This window comes from Streptomyces sp. NPDC057486, assembly GCF_042802415.1.
Classification (GTDB): Bacteria; Actinomycetota; Actinomycetes; order Streptomycetales; family Streptomycetaceae; genus Streptomyces; species Streptomyces yanii.
On record NZ_JBHVEE010000002.1, the window covers coordinates 1 to 20,120 of the forward strand.

At 70.5% G+C, this 20,120-nt stretch carries 14 protein-coding genes, 3 tRNA genes and 1 pseudogene; 7 read left to right on the top strand and 11 right to left on the bottom strand.

Annotation, left to right across the window (positions count from 1 at the left end; all coding sequences use genetic code 11):
* Window positions 1-230 precede the first annotated feature (230 nt).
* The 4 genes from ACFU6I_RS01600 to ACFU6I_RS01615 all read right to left on the bottom strand — a co-directional run bounded on the left by ACFU6I_RS01600 (window position 231) and on the right by ACFU6I_RS01615 (window position 5,869).
* Complete coding sequence (locus ACFU6I_RS01600) at window positions 231-2,156, bottom strand: ABC transporter ATP-binding protein (protein ID WP_384360234.1); 1,926 nt, start codon at window positions 2,154-2,156, stop codon at window positions 231-233.
* Window positions 2,156-3,889: an ABC transporter ATP-binding protein gene (locus tag ACFU6I_RS01605; RefSeq protein ID WP_384360237.1), complete on the bottom strand. Its 1,734-nt coding sequence runs from the start codon at window positions 3,887-3,889 to the stop codon at window positions 2,156-2,158. The genes ACFU6I_RS01600 and ACFU6I_RS01605 overlap by 1 nt, the downstream gene beginning before the upstream one ends.
* A gap of 168 nt (window positions 3,890-4,057) precedes the next feature.
* Complete coding sequence (locus tag ACFU6I_RS01610; RefSeq protein WP_384360239.1) at window positions 4,058-5,503, bottom strand: FGGY family carbohydrate kinase; 1,446 nt, start codon at window positions 5,501-5,503, stop codon at window positions 4,058-4,060.
* A gap of 60 nt (window positions 5,504-5,563) precedes the next feature.
* Window positions 5,564-5,869 (bottom strand): YtxH domain-containing protein, encoded by a 306-nt coding sequence (locus ACFU6I_RS01615; RefSeq protein ID WP_345519476.1) that lies wholly within the window; start codon window positions 5,867-5,869, stop codon window positions 5,564-5,566.
* Between the two features lie 193 nt (window positions 5,870-6,062).
* On the opposite strand from ACFU6I_RS01615, the gene ACFU6I_RS01620 reads away from it, so the two are divergent.
* From ACFU6I_RS01620 to ACFU6I_RS01630, 3 genes are all read left to right on the top strand, one after another.
* A tRNA-Asn gene (locus ACFU6I_RS01620) sits at window positions 6,063-6,135 on the top strand.
* 5 nt (window positions 6,136-6,140) lie between these two features.
* Window positions 6,141-6,213 (top strand) — tRNA-Asn (locus tag ACFU6I_RS01625).
* 222 nt (window positions 6,214-6,435) lie between these two features.
* Window positions 6,436-6,509 (top strand) — tRNA-Ile (locus ACFU6I_RS01630).
* Window positions 6,510-6,697: 188 nt separating this feature from the next.
* On the opposite strand, the gene ACFU6I_RS01635 is transcribed toward ACFU6I_RS01630, so the two are convergent.
* Window positions 6,698-7,555 carry a hypothetical protein gene (locus ACFU6I_RS01635; RefSeq protein ID WP_384360241.1) on the bottom strand — a complete coding sequence of 286 codons (858 nt, stop codon included), beginning with the start codon at window positions 7,553-7,555 and terminating at the stop codon, window positions 6,698-6,700.
* Window positions 7,556-8,602: 1,047 nt separating this feature from the next.
* On the opposite strand from ACFU6I_RS01635, the gene ACFU6I_RS01640 reads away from it, so the two are divergent.
* From ACFU6I_RS01640 to ACFU6I_RS01650, 3 genes are all read left to right on the top strand, one after another.
* Complete coding sequence (locus tag ACFU6I_RS01640) at window positions 8,603-8,806, top strand: hypothetical protein (RefSeq protein ID WP_384360243.1); 204 nt, start codon at window positions 8,603-8,605, stop codon at window positions 8,804-8,806.
* Between the two features lie 128 nt (window positions 8,807-8,934).
* Window positions 8,935-10,818: an ABC transporter ATP-binding protein gene (locus ACFU6I_RS01645; protein WP_384360245.1), complete on the top strand. Its 1,884-nt coding sequence runs from the start codon at window positions 8,935-8,937 to the stop codon at window positions 10,816-10,818.
* Window positions 10,819-10,925: 107 nt separating this feature from the next.
* A complete protein-coding gene (locus tag ACFU6I_RS01650) occupies window positions 10,926-12,203 on the top strand; it encodes an MFS transporter (protein ID WP_384360247.1) in 1,278 nt (425 codons plus the stop codon).
* A gap of 268 nt (window positions 12,204-12,471) precedes the next feature.
* On the opposite strand, the gene ACFU6I_RS01655 is transcribed toward ACFU6I_RS01650, so the two are convergent.
* The 4 genes and pseudogenes from ACFU6I_RS01655 to ACFU6I_RS01670 all read right to left on the bottom strand — a co-directional run.
* The gene (locus ACFU6I_RS01655; RefSeq protein WP_384360249.1) at window positions 12,472-13,272 is read right to left on the bottom strand and encodes a VOC family protein; all 801 of its coding nucleotides are present in this window, start codon (window positions 13,270-13,272) and stop codon (window positions 12,472-12,474) included.
* Window positions 13,273-13,353: 81 nt separating this feature from the next.
* Window positions 13,354-14,709, bottom strand: coding sequence for a carboxyl transferase domain-containing protein (locus ACFU6I_RS01660; RefSeq protein ID WP_384360251.1), 1,356 nt, complete (start codon window positions 14,707-14,709; stop codon window positions 13,354-13,356).
* Window positions 14,702-16,177, bottom strand: a complete 1,476-nt coding sequence (locus ACFU6I_RS01665) for an acyl-CoA synthetase (protein ID WP_384360253.1) — start codon at window positions 16,175-16,177, stop codon at window positions 14,702-14,704. The genes ACFU6I_RS01660 and ACFU6I_RS01665 overlap by 8 nt, the downstream gene beginning before the upstream one ends.
* Window positions 16,178-16,402: 225 nt before the next feature.
* Window positions 16,403-16,907, bottom strand: a pseudogene (locus ACFU6I_RS01670) (MFS transporter); the annotation flags it as partial.
* Window positions 16,908-17,026: 119 nt separating this feature from the next.
* Between ACFU6I_RS01670 and ACFU6I_RS01675 the strand changes: the two are divergent.
* Entirely contained in the window at window positions 17,027-17,458 is a 432-nt protein-coding gene (locus ACFU6I_RS01675; RefSeq protein ID WP_345519490.1) for an Lrp/AsnC family transcriptional regulator, read from the top strand.
* Here the strand turns inward: ACFU6I_RS01675 and ACFU6I_RS01680 are convergent.
* The gene (locus ACFU6I_RS01680; protein WP_384360255.1) at window positions 17,436-19,031 is read right to left on the bottom strand and encodes a GAF domain-containing sensor histidine kinase; all 1,596 of its coding nucleotides are present in this window, start codon (window positions 19,029-19,031) and stop codon (window positions 17,436-17,438) included. The genes ACFU6I_RS01675 and ACFU6I_RS01680 overlap by 23 nt on opposite strands.
* Before the next feature lie 18 nt (window positions 19,032-19,049).
* Entirely contained in the window at window positions 19,050-20,087 is a 1,038-nt protein-coding gene (locus tag ACFU6I_RS01685) for a rod shape-determining protein (RefSeq protein ID WP_384360257.1), read from the bottom strand.
* Between the last annotated feature and the right edge of the window lie 33 nt (window positions 20,088-20,120).

A 20,120-nucleotide genomic window follows, 5' to 3' on the forward strand; every position in this document is an offset into this window, starting at 1 on the left:
CGACTAGGGCGTGTGCCGGAAGTCCCGCCGTCCGCCCGAAGGGTGGGCGGCGGGACTTCCGACACACGCCCCGAGGGCTGTCCCGTAATCCCTGGCGGGCGCACGACGACAGGAGGACCCCAGGTCCTGTCGTCACACCGCCGCACGACGCCCGACACGCACGCACCGGACGCCGCGAGGCCGCCCTTCGGGCGACGACGGCAGTGTGACGACAGGACCTCCGCGAGGGATCAGTCGACCTCGGCGACCGCCTGCGCGAACTGCGCCGCGTACAGCCGGGCGTAGGCCCCCTGCGCCTCCAACAGCTCCTCGTGCGTGCCCTGTTCGACGATCGACCCGTTCTCCATCACGAGGATGACGTCCGCGTCCCGGATGGTGGAGAGTCGGTGCGCGATCACGAAGCTCGTACGGCCGTGCGCCAGCCGGGCCATCGCCTTCTGGATCAGCACCTCGGTACGGGTGTCGACGGAGCTCGTCGCCTCGTCGAGCACCAGGATCACCGGGTCGGACAGGAACGCCCGCGCGATGGTGATCAGCTGCTTCTCACCCGCGCTGACCCCGGAGCCCTCGTCGTCGATCACCGTGTCGTAACCGTCCGGCAGGGTACGGATGAAGCGGTCGGCGTGGGCCGCCCTCGCCGCCTCCTCGATCTCCTCGCGGGTGACCTCGCGCGAAGCGCCGTACGCGATGTTGTCCGCGATCGAACCGCCGAACAGCCAGGTGTCCTGCAGGACCATGCCGATCCCCGACCGCAGCTCGTCGCGCGACATCTTCGCCACGTCGACACCGTCGAGAGCGATCCGGCCGCCCGTCACCTCGTAGAAGCGCATGAGCAGGTTGACCAGCGTCGTCTTGCCGGCACCGGTCGGGCCGACGATCGCGACCGTGTGGCCCGGCTCGACATTCAGCGACAGGTCCTCGATGAGCGGCTTGTCGGGGTCGTAGCGGAAGGACACCTTCTCCAGCGAGACTCTGCCGAGCAATTCCGCCGGACGCTCACCCGTCCTGGGGTCGGCGTCCTGCTCCTCGGCGTCGAGCAGTTCGAAGATCCGCTCGGCGGACGCGACACCCGACTGCACCAGGTTCGCCATCGACGCGACCTGCGTCAGCGGCATCGAGAACTGTCGCGAGTACTGGATGAACGCCTGGACGTCACCGATCGACAGCGAACCCGACGCCACCCGCAGACCACCGACGACGGCGATCAGCACATAGTTCAGGTTCGACACGAACATCATCAGCGGCTGCATGATCCCGCTGTTGAACTGCGCCTTGAAGCTCGCCTCGTACAGCGCGTCGTTCTGCTCGGCGAAGTCCCTCGCGGACTCCTCCTGCCGTCCGAAGACCTTCACCAGGGTGTGCCCGGTGTACATCTCCTCGATATGGGCGTTGAGCTTGCCCGTCACCTTCCACTGCTGCACGAACTGCGGCTGCGACCGCTTGCCGACGCGGGTCGCCACGACCACCGACAGCGGGACCGTCACCAGCGCGACCAGCGCCAGCAGCGGCGAGATCCAGAACATCATGACCAGCACGCCGATGATGGTCAGCAGGGAGTTGATGAGCTGACCCATCGTCTGCTGCATCGTCTGCGAGATGTTGTCGATGTCGTTGGTCGCCCGGCTGAGCACCTCGCCGCGCTTGGCCCGGTCGAAGTAGGACAGCGGCAGCCGGGACAGCTTCGTCTGGATGTCCTCGCGGATCTGGAACACGACCCGGTTGATCACCCGGATCGACAGCCGTGTCGACACCAGCATCAGCAGACCGGCACCGACGTAGATCGCCAGCGCGGTCAGCAGCACGTTCCCCACCGCACTGAAGTCGATGCCCTGCCCGGGGGTGAAGTCGACCCCGGAGAGCATGTCGGCGAGGCCGCTGTTGCTCTTGCGCAGGCCCTCGACAGCCTGCTCCTTGGTCGTTCCCTCGGGCATCCGCCGGCCGATGACGCCGGCGAACACCAGGTCGGTCGCCTTGCCGAGGATCTTCGGCCCGACGACCGAGAGCCCGACGCTCAGCGCACCGGCCACCAGCATCACGTACAGCGTGGCCTTCTCCGTCGCGAAGCGCTTCAGCAGCCGCTTCGAGGACCCCTTGAAGTCCATGGACCGGTCGGTCGGCGCCCCGCCCGCCATCATGCGTCCGCCAGGACCGGCCATTACGCGGCCTCCGCTTCCGTCAGCTGGGAGAGCACGATCTCCCGGTAGGTCTCATTGCCGTCCATCAGCTCGTGATGGGTACCGGACCCGACGACCCGGCCCTCGTCGAGCACCAGGATCCGGTCCGCGTCACGGATGGTGGACACCCGCTGCGCCACTATCACCACGGTCGCCTCGGCCGTCTCCCGTGACAGCGCCCCCCGCAGCGCGGCATCCGTCGCGTAGTCGAGGGCGGAGAACGAGTCGTCGAAGAGATAGATCTCCGGCCGCTGCACCAGCGTTCTCGCGATCGCGAGCCGCTGCCGCTGCCCGCCGGAGACATTGGTGCCGCCCTGCGCGATCGGCGCGTGCAGTCCGTGCTCCAGCTTCTCGACGAACTCCTTGGCCTGCGCGACCTCCAGCGCGTGCCACAGCTCCTCGTCGGTCGCGTCCGGGTTTCCGTACCGCAGATTCGTCGCGACCGTCCCGGAGAACAGATACGGCTTCTGCGGAACCAGACTCACCGTCTTCGCCAGCAGCGTCGGCTCCAGCGTCCGTACGTCCGTTCCGTCGACCAGCACCTGACCGTCCGTCACGTCGAGCAGCCGCGGTACGAGACCGAGCAGCGTCGACTTCCCGCTGCCCGTCGACCCGATGATCGCGGTCGTCTCGCCGGGCCGTGCCACCAGATCCACCGACCGCAGCACCGGCTCCTCGGCGCCCGGGTAGCGGAAGTCCACACCCCGCACCTCCAGATGACCGTGGGCGCGCAGCTCCCGCACCGGCTTGACCGGCGGCACGACGCTCGAATCGGTCTCCAGGACCTCCTGGATGCGCTCGGCACACACCTCGGCGCGCGGCACCATCATGAACATGAAGGTGGCCATCATCACCGACATGACGATCTGCATCAGGTAGGAGAGGAACGCGGTCAGCGCGCCGATCTGCATCCCGCCGCTGTCGATCCGGTGCGCACCGAACCAGACCACGGCGATCGACGACACGTTCACGACCGTCATCACGGTCGGGAACATCAGCGCCATCAGACGCCCGGTGGAGAGCGCCACATCGGTCAGCTCGGTGTTGGCGCCACGGAACCGCTTCTCCTCGTACGGGTCCCGCACGAAGGCGCGGATGACCCGGTTGCCGGTGATCTGCTCACGCAGCACCCGGTTCACCGTGTCGAGCCGCTCCTGCATCGTGCGGAACAGCGGCCGCATCCGCCGCACGATGAGACCCACCGCGATGCCGAGGACCGGCACCACCGCGAGCAGCACCGCCGACAGCGGAACGTCCTGGCCGAGGGCCAGGATGATGCCGCCGACACACATGATCGGCGCCGAGACCATCATGGTGAAAGTCATCAGGACCAGCATCTGGACCTGCTGGACGTCATTGGTCGTACGGGTGATCAGCGAGGGCGCCCCGAAGCGGCCGACCTCACGTGCCGAGAACGACTGAACCCGGTCGAAGACCGACGCCCGGACGTCCCGGCCGAGTGCGGCCGCGGTGCGCGCACCGTAGAAGACCGCCCCCATGTTGCAGACGACCTGGGCGACGGAGACGGCGATCATGATGCCGCCGTACTCCAGGATGTAGCCCGTGTCCCCCTCGACGACACCGTTGTCGATGATGTCGGCGTTGAGCGAGGGGAGATAGAGGGTGGCGCAGGTCTGCAGCAGCTGGAGCGCCACCAGCAGCACGATCGGTTTCTTGTACGGGCCGAGGTAGCCCCGCAGGAGTTTTATGAGCACGCGTGTCTCTCGGAGTCGGCAGAGGTCGGGAGTCGACTCATTTTCCGGCAAGGCTCGGTGCGACCGCGAACGTTTTTCCTCAAGCCCAGGTCAAGAACGAGACCCGGTCCACCCGCCGGAGACCGAACCTCCGACCGCGGACCGGCCTGGTGACCGAGAGCGCCCGGTTCAGAGCGCGGAGCCGAACGCGCCGGGGTGGAGCTGGTCCCGCGTGGCCGTGTACTGCTGCCGCACCGCCTGGCCGACCGGCAGTTCCTCGCCCGGCTCCAGCACCTGCGCCGCCGCACCCTGCCAGGCCGGGGGAGTCCGCGGATCGAGCGTCCCCCGAGAGACCCCGAGCGCCCAGGCCGCCTGCCGGGCGGCGCCCAGCGCCGCGTACTCGGCCGGCTGCGGCACGACGACCTGTGTACCGAACAGCGCGGGGGCAAGACCCTGCACGGCCGGCAGTTCGGCCGCCGCCCCCAGCAGGAACACCCGACGCACCTCGACCCCACGGCCGCGCAGCACATCGAGCGCGTCGGCCAGCGAGCACAGCATCCCTTCGAACGCCGCCCGCGCCAGATGCTCCGGCTTCATCGACTCACGCCGCAGCCCGCTCAGCGTGCCCGCCGTGTGCGGCAGATGCGGGGTGCGCTCGCCCTCCAGATAGGGCAGGAGCACGAGCCCGGAGGCGCCCGGCGTCGACTTCAGCGCCAGCGCGGACAGCTCCTCCAGGCTCTCCAGCCCCAGCATCTCGGCGGAGCCCCGCAGAGCACGCACCGCATTGAGTGTGTGCACGACCGGCAGATGCATCCCGGTGGCATCCGCGAACGACGTGATGATCCCGGTCGGATCGGACAGCGCCTCGTGGTGCACCGCCATCACCGAGCCGGAGGCTCCGAGCGACACGACCGCGTCGCCGACCCCCACCCCGAGCCCGAACGCCGCCGCCATCGTCTCGCCGGTCCCGGCCGAGATCAGCAGTCCCTCGGGCGTCGTCCCGGCCGTGTCGGAGGGACCGAGCACCTCCGGCAGCGTCGCCTGCTGTCCGAGTGCGAGCTCCACCAGATCGGGCCGGTACGAACCGGTCCCGGCCGACCAGTACCCCGTCCCGGACGCGGCACCGCGATCGGTGGTCCGCCGGCTCGGCCGGCCCAGCAGCTGCCACACCAGCCAGTCGTGCGGCTGAAGCACCGCGGCGACCCGCTGCGCCGCATCCGGCTCGCTCCGCGCCAGCCACCGCAGCTTCGACACCGGCTGGGCGGCCTGCGGGACAGCCCCGACCGCCTCGGCCCAGGCCTGCCGCCCGCCGAGCCCGTCGATCAGATCGGCCGCGGCGACCTGCGCCCGCTTGTCATTGCCGAGCAGCGCCGGACGGACGAGATTGCCCTGCTGGTCCAGCGGCACCAGACCGTGCTGCTGCGCGGAGACCCCGATGGCCTGCACACCTTCGAGCAGCCCGCCGGTGGCCGCCTCACCGAGTGAGAGCAGCCACGCCTGCGGGTCCACCTCGGTGGCCTTCGCCTCGACGGGATGTGCGGCGTACCCCTGCCGGAGCACGGCACCCGTGTCCGCGTCGCAGACGACGATGTGTGTGAAGGCCGAAGAACTGTCCAAGCCGGCGACTATGCCCATGGGGAGATTCTGCCGCACCGCCGGACCGTTCCCGTACGGGAGGAGGACCCGCCGGCCCGCTCACGTGTTGCTGGTGCCCCAGTCGTCCTCGGTGCCCTGCCCCTGGCCCCGCTCCCGCAGTGACCGCACCCGCTCGGCCACCGAGGCGGGCACCTTCTCCCCTACTTTGTCGCTCACCGCGTGGTACGCCTTGCCGGCGAACTCGCGGCCGCTCTGCGCCGCGGACTCGGCACTGTTGCGCACGGCCGGATTCTGGGCGAACTGGCGTGCGGACTTCTTCAGCTGCTCGTAGCGCTCGCGTCCGGCCCGTGTGCCGAGTACGTAACCGAGGGCCAGTCCGGCGATGAACGTGAGCCGGTACCGCATGGCTGCCACCCTTCTCCTGCTCCGTGCCTGCTCCGTGCGACGTGTGCTGCCCGCCTACCCGTCGGCAACCGAGATCACCCCGGGCGATACCGATTGGCGGAGCACCCCCCTGCTTGCGCTAATGTATGTGTCGCAGCGAACGCGCGCCGCCCGGCAGCAGCCAGGCAGGTATGGTTCGGTGCAAACGCAGCAATCCCCTGTAGCTCAATTGGCAGAGCAGCCGGCTGTTAACCGGCAGGTTACTGGTTCGAGTCCAGTCGGGGGAGCGCGATCCCCTGTAGCTCAATTGGCAGAGCATTCGGCTGTTAACCGGAGGGTTACTGGTTCGAGTCCAGTCGGGGGAGCGGAACGGAAGAGGGCCCTTCGGGGTCCTTTTTCGCGTGCCGGATCGGAGTCGGCGCCGGCCCGGCACGGACTCTTTCGCGTCTGATTTCCGCTGTTCGGAACCGGGCAGCGGCCGACTCTGTCTTCATGGTCATGCGAAGCCGACCATCCGGAGCGAGAGATCGTATGACCGGCTATGCTGCGGCAGACGGCGCGCACACATGTACGCGCCACGCCGAAAAGGGGCGGTAGCTCAGCCGGTTAGAGCAGCGGACTCATAATCCGTCGGCCGTGGGTTCGAGTCCCACCCGCCCCACGCCCACTGTTCCTGGCGGAAACGTTTGACCTGGAACAACGCGTAGGCCCCCGCGTCAGCGGGGGCCTTTTCGTGCCCCTCGTGATCGCTCGCTCGCCCCATGCTTGCCCGAAGTGTTGACGGAGTGAGTGAGGCGCGCCGGTGGCTTCCCTCGAACAGCGGGTCGCACTGCGCGCTTCGCCCCTGCTCTACAGAAGGCAGACGTCCGGAAGCAGTGGGAGGTGGAGGTCGATGAGACCGTCACACTCGTCCGGCTTCTGAGGCGCTGTCGGCTCCTCCGTCGGCCCCGGCGTAGGAGGAGGCGGCGGCGTCGTGGTGGGGGAGGCGCTCGGGCCGGGCGCAGCGGTCCCGGCCGGGCCGGGTGCAGCCGTCTCGCTCGGGGCGAGGTTGCCTTCGGCGGGCTCGGCCCGGTCCTCGTCGCCGGAAGCGGGTGTACTGCTGGTCCCGGGGGAGGGCTCCCCCTCGGTGGAGGCCACCGACTGGCCCTCGCCGGAAGCCGCCGACCGGGGGCCGGAGAAGGGGCGCGCGTCGCTGTCGTCATGGGTGACGGCTGTACCGTCCCCTTCTTCGGCGGGGCTGCGCTCCGCGTCTCGACTGTCCCCCTTCTCGTCCTGGCCGGCGCCCGGGACGGGGCCCGGGGCAGTGGCGGGCGGCGCGGCGTTGGCCGTTTGGGGTGCGCCCCCGCCTGACGTCAGGACGAGCGCGCCGGCGACGGCGACGGAGGCGGCGGTCACCGTCATTGTGGCCGCGCGATGTCCTCTCCAGACGGGCCGGGCCAGGTCACCGAAGGAGGGGGGAAGGGCGGGTGGGCCGCCGCCGATGCGGAGCGCAAGGTGCCGCTTGCTGCGGACGGGGTCCGGCTGCTCCGCGGCGTCATCGGCAGGGAGGACGGCCGTTCGTCCAAGGGTGATTGCCGCAATCCTCTGCGCGGCCACCTCTGCGCGCAGCAGGGTGGTGATCTCTCGATTTCTCCGGTGCGCCCTGTGGAGGAGGAATGCCGCCAGGACGACGGCCCCCAGGATTCCGGCCAGCAAGACCTCTGCCACAGTTGCCCTCTCAAGACACTGGATCGTGACCTTGGGTGCATACTCGTGTGCCCACGGTAACTCTTTCCGGGGATATTTGAATCCGTGACCTTTCTGTGACCGGGGTCGCCCGGCCCCGGCCTCGTTCATCCGGCCGACGGTGAGCCGAAGCGCGAGCTCCGGCTGATGTGCGACGACATCAAGCCCCGGCTCGGTGGGTCAGTGCTGGGAGATCGGTCAGCCGCCGGGTGATCGGGGATGGGGGCTCCTCGCCCGGGTCCGGCTGCCCGGCGGAGCGGAACTCATGCCCTATGGGCCCCGTCATCCGGTCGCCCACGGCCTCCGTTGATACCGGACGTGCGACGTCACACGTTCAATCTCGGTAGCCCAGGGTGAGTGACTGCCCCGGCGGCCAGGTGACTGGTCGCCGGGGCGGTGTCGTCCGTGCGCTCGGTCGGTTCGCCGCCCGCGTCGCGCCCTGGGTGGTGGGGGCCTTGAAGTCGTCCCTGCTCCTCGATGCGGTTTTCCGGCGCTCGATGCGCTCCCGCGTCGGCTGCGCTGCGGTGAAGTCCGATCGATTGGTGACGTATTGCCCGCGCGAACCGGATCGTGATGCCGATGCGGCGATACGGTCCGAGAGCCCAGGGTCTGCGTCGACGGGGATGCGGTCGGAGTCCCGTTGTCTTTTGGGTCGTCAGAAACCCTGTGTGCAGGCATGGTTGGCGTGGATCGCGGTGTGTGCCCCAAGGGGAAAGCGGTATGCCGGATGAATATGCGATTGGCATATTCATGCTTCGTCAGGTGTGCGGATGCTGCGTCGGGTGTCGGTCGCCGTGGCGAGGCCCCGTCAGGGCGGTTGGGTGTGGGTTCTGTACGGTCCGCCGGTGGGTCGTACAGGAGGTGTGCTGGAGTGTCATGCCCCGCAATCCCTTGAGAATCCTGGGCATTCCGTAAGTTTCGCCCGTATCCGTCCTTGCCCGACTTGTTGGCGGTTGGGGGTAGTCGTAATGTCGGAAGTGCCGCAGTTGGAGCAAGGGGCGGCACATCAACGTTCGTAAGGAGCTGGAGATGAACGCACGTAGCATCTTCCGCGGAGGCTTCGGCGGAGACGGCGGATACGGCGGCGGATACGGCGGCGGATACGGCGGATTCGGCGGCGGATATGGTCGCGGATTCGGCGGCCGCGGATTCGGTCGCGGATTCGGCCGCCGCGGATTCGGTCGCGGATTCGGCCGCGGATACGGCCGCGGCGGCGGGTGGTGCGGCTACTAACCGCACATCCCCCCATCCCCACTGCTTCGAGGCTGGCTCGCGCACCCGCGCGGGTCCGCCTCGAAGTGTGGGGGCCTGCGTCTATGGCGACGGACCCATAGCCCGAGCACCCCTGTGACGTGACGCCCATGAGCCTTCGCAGCTCACCCCGGCATGCAGCCCGCCCTGACGGGCCGACCCAGAACTCGGCGACGGATGTGCCGATCCGCACCGATCCCATCAGTATCGCCGTCTCGTTCCGGCGCTTCTGGCCACTGACGCGAGGCGACCGGCGCTGGATCGTCCTGATCTGCCTGCTCGGCATCGTGGCTGCGATCGCCGAGACCGTGACGATTCTGCTCTTCGCCCAACTCACCGACAAGGCCCTGCAGACAGGCTCCGTCAGCGCCTTCTGGGGGCCTGCCGGCAAATGGCTTGTTGTGGCCGTTCTCGGTGCAGTGGTGGGGTATCTGGGCAGCTCGCTCGCGGCCTGGATCGCCGAACGCTTTGTGCTGCGGCTCCGGGCCCGTGTTTTCTCGCATCTCCAGACGTTGCCGCCGCACTTCTTCCAGCGCAACCGCCGCGGTGACCTGGTGGAACGGCTGACGGGCGACGTGGAAGCCATCGAACAGCTCGTCGTCTCCGGCATCGTCGGGGTGACCTCGGCTCTCTTCAACACCCTGTTCTTCGCCGCCGCCGCCCTGTGGCTGCGCTGGGATCTGGCCCTTGCCACCTTTGTCCTGGTCCCGCTCTTCTTCGCTGTGACCCGCATGTTCACGGGGCGTCTGCGTGCCGTGTCCCGTCGCGGACGCGCGGCGGACGGTGCCATCACAGCGGTGGTCGAGGAGACGCTGGTCAACGTCGTTCTGACCCAGGCGTACAACAGGCAGCAGGACGAGGAGGAAAGGCTCCAGGACAAGGCGCGAAAGCGGCTGAAGGCGGCGGTGTCCGGCGTCCGCCTCACCTCGCTCTACGCACAGGTCGTGGAGGTCCTCGAAACGCTCTGCATCCTGACGATCATCGGTCTGGGCGCGTGGGAGATCGCCGAGGGAAGGATGACGCTCGGACAGCTCCTGGCCTTCGCCGCCTTCATCGGCTACCTCTACCCGCCGGTGCGCTCGCTGGGCCAGATCGGCCTGACGGCCACCGCTGCGACCGCCGCTGCCGAGCGGCTGCTGGAGATCCTCGACACCCGGCCCGCCGTCACCGACCCGGCCGATTCGGTGCCCGTGCCCGTCCGCAGTCGCGCACTCGGCACGGTGGAAGCACGCCAGGTTTCCTTCCGCTACCCCGGCAGCAGCGAGCTGGTTCTCCGCGATCTCTCCTTCACCGCGAGCCCAGGGGAACTGCTGGTCATCACCGGCCCCAGCGGCGCGGGCAAGTCGACCCTCGCGTCCCTGCTGCTGAGGTTCTACGACCCCGACTCCGGCAGCATCCGACTGGACGGAGTGTCCGTGGACCAGCTGCCGCTCACCCACCTCCGCCGGAACATCACGCTCCTGCCCCAGGACACTCTCGTCCTGCACGACACCATCGAGGAGAACATCGGCTGCGGACGCGACGACACCACCCACCGTGACGTCGTGGATGCCGCACGGGCAGCCGACGCCGACGAGTTCATCCGGGCCCTGCCGGACGGCTACAGCACTGTCATTTCCCCCGGAACCGCCCGGCTCTCGGGAGGCCAGTTGCAGCGTGTCGCCATTGCCCGCGCCATGCTGCGTGACGCGCCCGTTCTGCTGCTCGACGAGCCCACCACGGGGCTCGACACCGTGGCCGCTCAGCGCATCCTCGGACCGTTGCGGCGCCTCGCCGAAGGGCGGACCACCATCGTGATCACGCACGACCTGGCCCTGGCCGCGGACGCCGACCGCATTCTGGTGCTGGACGAGGGCCGGCTGGTGGAGTCGGGTACGCATGCACAGCTCCTCGGTCGGAGCGGTCTGTACGCCACGCTGTTCACCGCCCATCCCCCGGCGCGGAACGGCGTCGCCCGCCCTCCTGCCGCACCGTCGGAAGTTCCCTGGCAATGAGCGGGTGAGCCCCGGCGCCCCGGTCCGCGCCGGACGGCAGGCCCCGGCTTCCGCGGCAGGGGCGTCTCCGGGCGCGGGCGGGCGCCGGCCGGTCGTTACCATCCGCTGTGACCGAAACGACCGAAGAACCCGCCCAGCGCCTCCGCATACTCGCCGACCTGACCCCGCTTCGCACCTCGCTCGACTACCGCAGGCTCTGGTTCGGGAACACGGTCTCCTGGATCGGGCAGGGGATGACGTCGCTCGCCGTGTCCCTCCAGGTGTACGACATCACCGGGTCCGCCTTCTCGGTCGGACTGATCGGAATCTGTTCGTTCCTGCCGCTGGTCGTCTTCGGTCTGTACGGCGGTGCGATCGCGGACACCGTCGACCGTCGCAAGCTGGGGCTGGCCAGCTCGTCCGGTTCGTTCGTGCTCTCCGTCGCCCTGGTCGCCGCCACCGTCGCCGGGGTGGAGCAGGTGGGGCTGCTGTACGCGGTCGTCGCCCTTCAGGCGGTCTGCTTCGCGCTCAACTCACCGGCCCGCAGTTCGATGATCGCCCGGTTGCTGCCGGCCGAGCAGCTGCCCGCCGCCAACGCGCTCAACTCCATGACCAGCACCACCGGCGCGCTGGTCGGGCCGATGCTCGGCGGGCTCATCGTCGGCTGGTGGGGGTACCGGGCCGCATACACCGTCGACGCCGTCACCTTCACCGCCTCGCTGTACGCGATGTGGCGGCTGCCCCCGATGCTCCCCGGACGGGGGGACGGCGCAGGGAAGGGGGGCGGAGAGAAGCGGGCGTCCGTCGCCGACGGGCTGCGTTTCCTGGGGGCGCGGCCCAATCTGCGGATGACCTTCTTCAGCGACCTGTGCGCCATGGTCCTCGCCCACCCGCGGGCCCTCTTCCCGGTCGTCGCCGTGGTCTGGTACGGCGGTGACGCGAAGACCACCGGCCTGCTGGTCGCGGCTCCGGCGCTGGGGGCGCTGCTGGGCGGCGTGTTCTCCGGCTGGCTGGGCCGGATCAGGCGGCACGGGCTCGCGGTGATCGTCGCCGTGGCGTGCTGGGGAAGCGCCATCGCCGTTTTCGGGCTGACCCGTCAGCTCTGGCTGGGGCTGGTCCTGCTGGCGCTCGCCGGGTGCTCGGACACCATCTCGATGGTCTTCCGCAACACCATGCTTCAGGCGGCGGTGCCGGACGAGATGCGGGGACGGCTGCAAGGCGTGTTCATCGTGGTGGTGGCCGGTGGGCCGAGGCTCGGCGACTTCCTGGCGGGCTCGGTGTCCGACCTGACGTCGCCGGCGGTGGCGGTCACCGGGGGCGGGATCGCATGCGTGGTCGCGGTGTCACTGCTCGCGCTGAGGTGGCGCGGGTTCGCCCGGTACGACGCGCGCGATCCGCAGCCGTGACCGGCCGGACGGAGCCGGTGGCGGAGGCAGGGGGAGGGCAAGGGGTCGGGGAGCAGCTTCATTCCCAACTCCGCGACCGGTGATCCGAACCGCAGGCGCCGATCTCCGCAGGCCATGCTCTCCCAGAGTGCCGCTCGCAGTCGAGAGCGGTGCTCTCGCCCTGTGGAGTTGTGCGGGGAGTTGCCCGGAGGCGCGGTGAGGAGGCGGCAGCCGGTCGCCGACGGGCGGCGACCGGCCGCCCGTGAGCCGGACGGCCGGACTCCGCCGATCAGGCGGTCGCGTCGGAGAACTCCGGCATGTCGCCCCCGGTCGTCTTGACGTCGATCACCGAGAATGCCGCCCCCTGCGGGTCGCTCAGCGCGGCGAACCGGCCGAAGGGGCTGGTCATCGGCCCGAACCGGAGGATCGCCCCGCGCTCCGTCGCCTTCGCCACCGCCGCGTCGCAGTCCTCGACGGTGAAGTACACATTGATATACGGCGGGACCTCGGGCGGGAAGTCGTCCGTCATCCTCATCCGCCCCATGACCGGGTCGGCGCCCAAGTCGTAGAGGGAGAAGTCGATCGCGTCGTCCCTCATCTGCTTCACGTGGTACGGGAAGACGGCGGGGAAGAAGGCGTCCGCCTTCGCGGGCTCCCGGGTGAACACCTCCGACCAGCAGTAGGCGCCGGGCGTGCCCTTGGCCTCGAACCCCTCGTGCTGCCCCGCCTGCCACACGCCGAACGTCACCCCGGCCGGATCGCGGGCCAGCAGCATCGAGCCGAAGTCGCCGACCTGCATCGGGTCCATCAGCACCTCGCCGCCGTTGTCACGGATCTTCGTGGCGGTGGCGGCGGCGTCGGGCGAAGCGAGGTACAGGCACCATGCAGACTGGCCCTCCTGGCCGGGCATGGGCGGTACGACGGCGGCCACCGCCTTGCCCTCCGCGTACGCCTGCGTGTAGTTGCCGAACTCCGACGACGCCTCGCTGAAGGTCCAGCCCAGTACGTCACCGTAGAAGCTCTTCGCCCCCTCGAGATCGGTGAACATGGCGTCCGCCCAGCACGGCGTGCCCTCCGGTTCTGCGGCCATCACTCTGCGCTCCTGACTCGATGATTGGTCCGGTTCGTCACGCTAACCAGCCATCCGTCACCCTGCGCGGTGGACTCGCCGTCAGAGGGGCGGTGCGCCAGGGGCCGCGATCCCGCGGGCGATGCCCAGCTCCACCAGGTCCTGGGGTCGAAGGCGTAGCTGGTCGGCCGTGACGCGTACGGCGTCGGGGGAGCGCTTCAGGATGGCCGCCGCGAGCTCCGGGGCGATGACGGAAAAGTAGCTGTCCCGGGTGACGTACGTGTTGTCCGGCGCCGCCAGGGCCAGTGCGCCGCCCGAGCCGCCCTCGCCGATCACCAGGGTCGTCAGGGGGACCCGGGCCTCGGCGATCGCCGCGAACGCGTCGGCGATGGCGGCTCCCGCGCCCGCCCGCTCCGCCTCGGCGTCGTTCGCCGCGCCCGGGGTGTCGATCAGTGTCAGGACGGGTACGCCGAGCCGGTCCGCCAGCCGGATCACCCGGGCCGCGGTGCGATAGCCCGCCGGGCGGGTCGCGGTACCGCACTGGGCGACATACGCGATCGGCCGTTCGCCGCGCAGCCCGAACCCGCAGAGCAGCCCCGGATCCGTACCGCCGCACCGGTCACCGCTGAGCGGCAGCAGGTGGTCGAAGTACGCGTCGAGATACGCCTCGGCACGCGGCCGGGCCGAGGAACGGGCCTGCCGCACGGCGTCCCAGCCGGTCGCGGGCAACCCGGCGTCCGAAAGGGCGTCCGGGACCGGTGCGGGCAGGAGGGGCGCGCCGCCTGCCGCCCCCAGCGCGCCCAGCCACCGCCCCAGTGTCCCCGGCAGCTCGGCCGCGCCGACGACTGCATCGACGTGGCCCGTGACCAGCTGGCCCTCCGCCGTGTAGGCCGACGGGTCCGCGTCCGTCGGCCGCACCCGCGATCCGGCGAACCCGATCTGCGCCCCCGGCAGCGCCAGGATCACATCGGCACCGGCCCCCAGCGTGGCCCAGCCGCCGCCCGTCGTCGGGTCGCGCAGGACCGCGAGCTGGGGCAGACCTGCCGCCCGCAGCCGGGACGAGGCGCGCGCCACCCGTTGGAGCTGGGTGAGTGCCACCATGCCCTCCTGCATCCGGCTGCCGCCCGTCGCGATCAGCGAGACGAGCGGCAGCCGACGGCTGCGGGCGGTCTCGTACGCGGCTTCCAGCCGGTCCCCGGTGCGCCGCCCCAGCGAGCCGCCGAGGAAGCCGAACTCGAACGAGATCAGGACGCACGGGTGGCCGCCGACGGTGGCGAGGCCGTGGACGACGGACTCCTCCTCACCGGTGCGGTCCGTCGCACGGGCCCGGGAGTCCGCGTAACCGGACCAGGAGAGCGGACCGTCCGCCGGTATCTCCGCGCCGGGCGGGGCTACGGCCTCGACGAAGTCCTCGCCGACCGCCGCGATCGCCTGGCGCGCCGTCAGCCGCCTACGCACGGAGGGACCGCTTCATGATCTTGCCCATGTCGTTGCGGGGCAGCGCCTCCAGACAGTGGACCGTGCGCGGCCGCTTGTGCGGGGCGAGCTGAGCCGCCACATGGTCCGCCAGCTCTGCCTCCGTGGGCGGCGCGCCCGGATCGGACGGGACCACCCAGGCGACGATCCGCTCGCCCAGATCCGGGTCCGGCTCCCCGGTGACGGCGGCCTCGCGTACGCCCGGGTGGTCCAGCAGCGCGTTCTCGATCTCGCCCGCGCCGATCTTGTAACCCCCGCTCTTGATCAGGTCGGTCGCCCTGCGGCCGACGATCCGTACACAGCCGTCCGTGTCGAGGGTCGCCATGTCGCCCGTCCGGAACCAGCCGTCCTCGGTGAATGCGGCCGCCGTCGCGTCGGGGCGGTTCAGATAGCCGGTGAAGACGTTCGGGCCGCGCACCTGGATCTCGCCCACCGCGCCCTCGGCCGTCGGGTCGGCGAGCGGGGTGCCGTCCTCCTCGACCAATCGGAGTTCGACGCCGGGCAGGGGCGCGCCGACCGTCCCGGGCCGCGGTTCGCCGTCCGCGCGGACACCGGTGTTCATCAGGGTCTCTGTCATGCCGTACCGCTCGACGACGCCGCGTCCGGTCGCCGCCGCGATCCGCTCGTGGTCATGGACGGGCAGCGCGGCCGACCCCGAGACCAGCAGCCGCGCCCCTGCGAGTGCCTTCGCCAGCCCGGCGGCGTCCGGCGCCGAACCGTCGCCGAGGGTCTCGGCCAGCCGGTGGTACATCGTCGGTACGCCGAACAGCATCGTGCCGCCGGACCCCAGCTCCCGGGCCACACCCTCGGTGGAGAACCGCCCCAGGTGACGCACCGAACCGCCCCGGCGCAGCGGACCCAGGACGCCGAGGATCAGACCGTGCACATGGAACAGCGGCAGGGCATGGACGAGGACGTCGTCGCCGGTCCACTGCCAGGCGTCCTCAAGCGCGTCCAGGGATGCGGCGATCGCCCGGCGGGGCAGGATCGCGCCCTTCGGAGGGCCCGTGGTGCCGGAGGTGTAGACGATCAGAGCGGGGGACTCGGGGGAGGGCTCGGGGAAGCCGACGCCGTTCACCACCGTTGCCGACGTGTCAACATCCGTACGGTCCAGGGCGCCCAGCGCGGGCGGGAGCACATCGCCCGCCCCGGCCAGCACCGCCGACGGGGCGCTGTCGGCGACGACATGGGCCAGTTCCCGCTCGCCCGTCCTCGGGTTGAGGGGCACGGCGGGCACCCCGGCCCGCAGCGCCGCCACCACCGCGACCACGGTCTCCGGGGTCGGTGTGGCCCAGACGGCGACCCGCCCGGCGCCCACGAGCCGCGCGGCGAGGGCGTCCGAGGCGGCGGCCAGCTGTGCGTACGTCAGGGTGTGCTCGCCGAACCGGACGGCTTCCCGGGCGGCGGCAGGGCCGGAACCGTCCTGCAGCGCAGGCAGAAGAGGAGTCACCCTCCCGACCCTAACGGCCTCCCGCGGGGGGAGGTTGTCGGAGCCGTCACCTCCTCCCCGGAGGCGCGCGGACGACGGGCGGCCCTCAGCCGGTCCCGCTCAGTCCCGGCCCTGATCCGCCGGACGGCCGTTCGTCCCGCGTGATGTTCCGCATCCGCCCGTATGCGTACACACACCCGGCCAGTGCCAGGTCGGACAGCAGGATGAAGCCGATCGAGTACGAGCCCTTGATCCGCGGGGTGAAGTACCCGGACAGGGCCACTTTGCCCATGCCCATGCCGAACACACCGAGCGCGGCCCCGCGCCGCGCCGGCGGGAACCACGAGTTGACCAGCGGGATGCCGATTGCGAACGTCGTGCCGCCCAGCCCCAGCAGAAAGCCCACGACGAGCATCGCGCCGTAGGAGTCCTTCGCCGGGATCAGCAGCAGTACGGGAATGACGGTCAGCGCCGGGACCAGCGGAAACATCAGCCGGGGCGCCGTATTTGTCGGTGAGTGCACCTGCCGGGATCCGTCCCAGCGAACCGACCAGCACCGGCACGGCGACCCGCACCGACTCTCGAACGAGCTCAGCCCGAGCCGTTCCTTGAAGGCCCCTGACAACGGCGAGATCAGGTTCCAGGCCCGGAAGGTGGGCCCGAAGCCGATCGTGGCCATCGCGAGATTGCGGTACGCCGCGGCGGACTGCTTGGCGGCCGAAGCGGGCAACTGCTTCACGGCTGTTTCCACCCTGTCGGTCAAGGCCGTACCGCAGCGGTGGGCCCGCCGACGTACTCCATGCGGGGGCACGGGCACCCGACCTCAGGTCTCCGCAGTCGAAATCCGTCACAAGCTGCGATAATCGCAGTATGGACCGTCTGGACAGGGAAATCCTCAGCGTCCTCCAGGAGGACGCGCGGATCTCGTATCGCGATCTGGGGGTACGGGTCGGCCTCAGCGCCAACGCCGCGGCCGACCGGGTGCGCCGGCTGCGCCGCGACGGCGTCATCCGCGGCTTCACCGTGATCATCGACCCGGCCGCCGACACCCGGACGGGCCTGGTCGTCTTCATCGATGTGACACTGCGTATGGACACGACCAACGAGGTGTTCGAACGCGCGGTGCTCGCGCTGCCCGGCATCACCGAAGTGGTGCATGTGACGGGCGGCCACGACTATCTCGTACGCGCCACCGTCGCCGACACCGCCGCCCTGGACGGCCTGCTGCGCAGGCTCAAGCGTGAGGCGGGTGTCGCCCACTCCAGCACCCGGGTCGCGCTCAGAGCGGCGCCTGCCAGGTGACGGTCGTCGAGCGCGAGCCGTCCTCGGCGCGCCCGTCGTCGGCAACCGCCAGCTGGACCGCGGATCGTCCGTCCGGAAGCCGCACCGTCGCATCCACCTCCACCTCTATGGCCGACACCCCGGCCCGCCGGTGCGCCGCCGCCAGCGCGCCGCGCAGCGCCACGAGGAGCTGCTGGTCCACCGGCTGCCGCACCAGGGCGTCCACCGCCCCGGAGAACTGCACCGACGGCTGGAATCCGAGCACGGAGGCCGCGCCCCGGGTCTCCCGCAGCACCCGGCCGCGGAACGTGGAGGGTGCCTCGGCGGGCGGCTGCTGGAGGGCGAAGATCGCGGTCCGCACTTCCTGAATGGTGGAGTCCAGCTCGTCGACGGCTCGGCCGAGCAGCTCGTCCGTCTCCGGTGCGGCGGCCCGCCGGCGGGCCGATTCGAGCATCATCTCCGTCGCGAAGAGCCGCTGGACGACGAGATCATGCAGATCGCGGGCGATCCGGTCACGGTCCTCGTACACCGCGAGCTGCTCCCTGTTGTGCTGGGCGTCCGCCAGCACCAGGGCGAGTGCCGCCTGCGAGGCGAACTGGGAGGCCAGCAGCCGGTCCACCGCCGTGTACGGGGCGCCACCGCGCCGCCGGGGCAGAGCGAGTGTGCCGATGAGCCGCCCGCCGCTCTGCAGCGGCAGCATCATGCTGGGACCGAACCGGGACCGTACATGCGTCGTCATCCGCGGATCGGTCGCCGAGTCGTCGATGAAGACCGGCTCACCGCCCAGCAGCTGCGCCAGTACGGGGGAGCCGGGCTCGATGGTGGTGCCGACGATGCCGGCCGGGTCGTCGAGTGTGGACGCGGTGACGATCTCCATGCCGCCGTCCGCGGTCGGATGGAGGATCACCCCGGCCGAGGCGTCGGCGAGGATCCTGGCCCGCTCGGCGACGGTCATCAGCGCGTCGTCCGCGCTCGTGCCGCTCAGCAGGGCCGTGGTGACGGCTGCCGCGCCCTCGATCCAGCGCTCCCGCTGCCGGGCCGCCTCGTAGAGCCGGGCGTTGGCGATCGCGATCCCGGCCTGCGAGGCGAGGATCTGGAGCAGCGCCACGTCCGCATCGGTGAAATGGCCGGTGATCTTCTCCGTGAGATAGAGATTGCCGAACACCTCGTCGTGCACCCGGATCGGGGCCCCGAGGAAGGAACGCATCGGCGGATGGCCGGGCGGCACACCGCAGGAGCGCCCATCGGCGGTCAGGTCGTCGGAGCGCAACGGCTGCGGATCGTCGATGAGCACGCCGAGCAGACCCGAGTGCCCGTCCGGGAAGTTGCCGATGCGCTCCCGCCCGGCGTCGGTCAGACCGGAGGTGAACAGCTCGGTGATGGTGCCGGCCTCGGGATCGAGGACGCCGAGCGCTCCGTACCGCGCCCCGGTGAGCTTGGTGGCGGTGTCCACGATCTGCCGGAGCGTGGCCCGCAGTTCGAGATCGGTGCCGAGGCCGAGCACCGCGTCCAGCAGCATCGGCAGCCCGGGCGGCCTGCCGTCGGAGCGGTCCGCCGTCTGCCCGTCCGCAGCGGCCGGGTCCTCGTGCGTCATACGCCGCCCCCGTGGTCGTCAGGCGGCCAGCGGGTTGAGGACCAACGGCTCGATCTTGCCGTCCAGCATGGCGCCGAGCCCCAGGACGGAGCAGACGTCGGGGCGCTCGGCGATCTGCACCGGCATGCCCGTCGCATCGCGCAGCATCTGGTCGAGTCCCGGCAGCAGCGCGCTGCCGCCGACCATCATGATTCCGCGGTCCGCGAGATCGGCCACCAGGTCGGGCGGGCAGTCGCGCAGCACCTTGCCGAGGCCGTCGTGGACCGCGGTCAGCGGAGTCTGGATGGCCTGCCGCACGGCGGCGGTGTCGACATGCACCGAGCGGGCCAGACCGGTCACCACGTCACGGCCGTGGATCTCGGTCGTCGCGGGGCCGTACGGGGTCAGACCGTTGCCGCTGAGCGCCAGCTGCAACGGACGCACCGACTGACTCGGCAGCATCAACTCGTGGTGCTGGCGCAGATGCTGGATCACCGCGTGGTCGATGGCGTCGCCGCCGATCGGGATCCGGGCGGCCGTGACGATCGAACCGAGCGAGAGCACCGCGATCTGCGTGGTCGCCGCCCCGCACACCATGATCATGCTCCCGACCGGCTGCTCCACCGGGAGCCCGCAGCCGACGGCCGCCGCGATCAGTGTGTCGACCAGCTCGACCCGCCGGGCGCCGAGCCCGACCAGGGTCTCGACGGCGGCCCGCTGGGCGAGGGGGTCGCTGTCGTGCGGGCAAGCCGCGGCCGCCCGCAGCCGCGGCTTGCGGCGCAGCTGGCGGCGGAGCTTCTCGCCGAGCAGATGGCGGAGCATGCGCTGGGCCATCTCGATGTCGATGACGGTTCCGCCGGAGACCGGGCGCGCCACCCGGATGTAGTCGGGGGTGCGGCCCGTCATCTGCTCCGCGAGCGCACCGACGGCGATGAGCGAGCCGGTACGGGTGTTCACTGCGGCGGCGCTCGGCTCGTCGACGACGAGCCCGAGCCCCTTGACGTACACGCGGGTACGGGCGGCCCCGAGGTCGACGGCGACATGGCAACGGCGCAACTGCTCAAGACTGACGGTCACGGCAGGGTCTCCCGAGAACGCTGATGGGGATGC

What these genes read in the sequence shown, in the direction of transcription:
- ACFU6I_RS01600 (WP_384360234.1), bottom strand. Translation starts at nt 2,156, where the DNA reads ATGGCCGGTCCTGGCGGACGCATGATGGCGGGCGGGGCGCCGACCGAC.
- ACFU6I_RS01655 (WP_384360249.1), bottom strand. Translation starts at nt 13,272, where the DNA reads ATGGCCGCAGAACCGGAGGGCACGCCGTGCTGGGCGGACGCCATGTTC.
- ACFU6I_RS01615 (WP_345519476.1), bottom strand. Translation starts at nt 5,869, where the DNA reads ATGCGGTACCGGCTCACGTTCATCGCCGGACTGGCCCTCGGTTACGTA.
- ACFU6I_RS01640 (WP_384360243.1), top strand. Translation starts at nt 8,603, where the DNA reads ATGAACGCACGTAGCATCTTCCGCGGAGGCTTCGGCGGAGACGGCGGA.
- ACFU6I_RS01680 (WP_384360255.1), bottom strand. Translation starts at nt 19,031, where the DNA reads ATGACGCACGAGGACCCGGCCGCTGCGGACGGGCAGACGGCGGACCGC.
- ACFU6I_RS01645 (WP_384360245.1), top strand. Translation starts at nt 8,935, where the DNA reads ATGAGCCTTCGCAGCTCACCCCGGCATGCAGCCCGCCCTGACGGGCCG.
- ACFU6I_RS01610 (WP_384360239.1), bottom strand. Translation starts at nt 5,503, where the DNA reads ATGGGCATAGTCGCCGGCTTGGACAGTTCTTCGGCCTTCACACACATC.
- ACFU6I_RS01675 (WP_345519490.1), top strand. Translation starts at nt 17,027, where the DNA reads ATGGACCGTCTGGACAGGGAAATCCTCAGCGTCCTCCAGGAGGACGCG.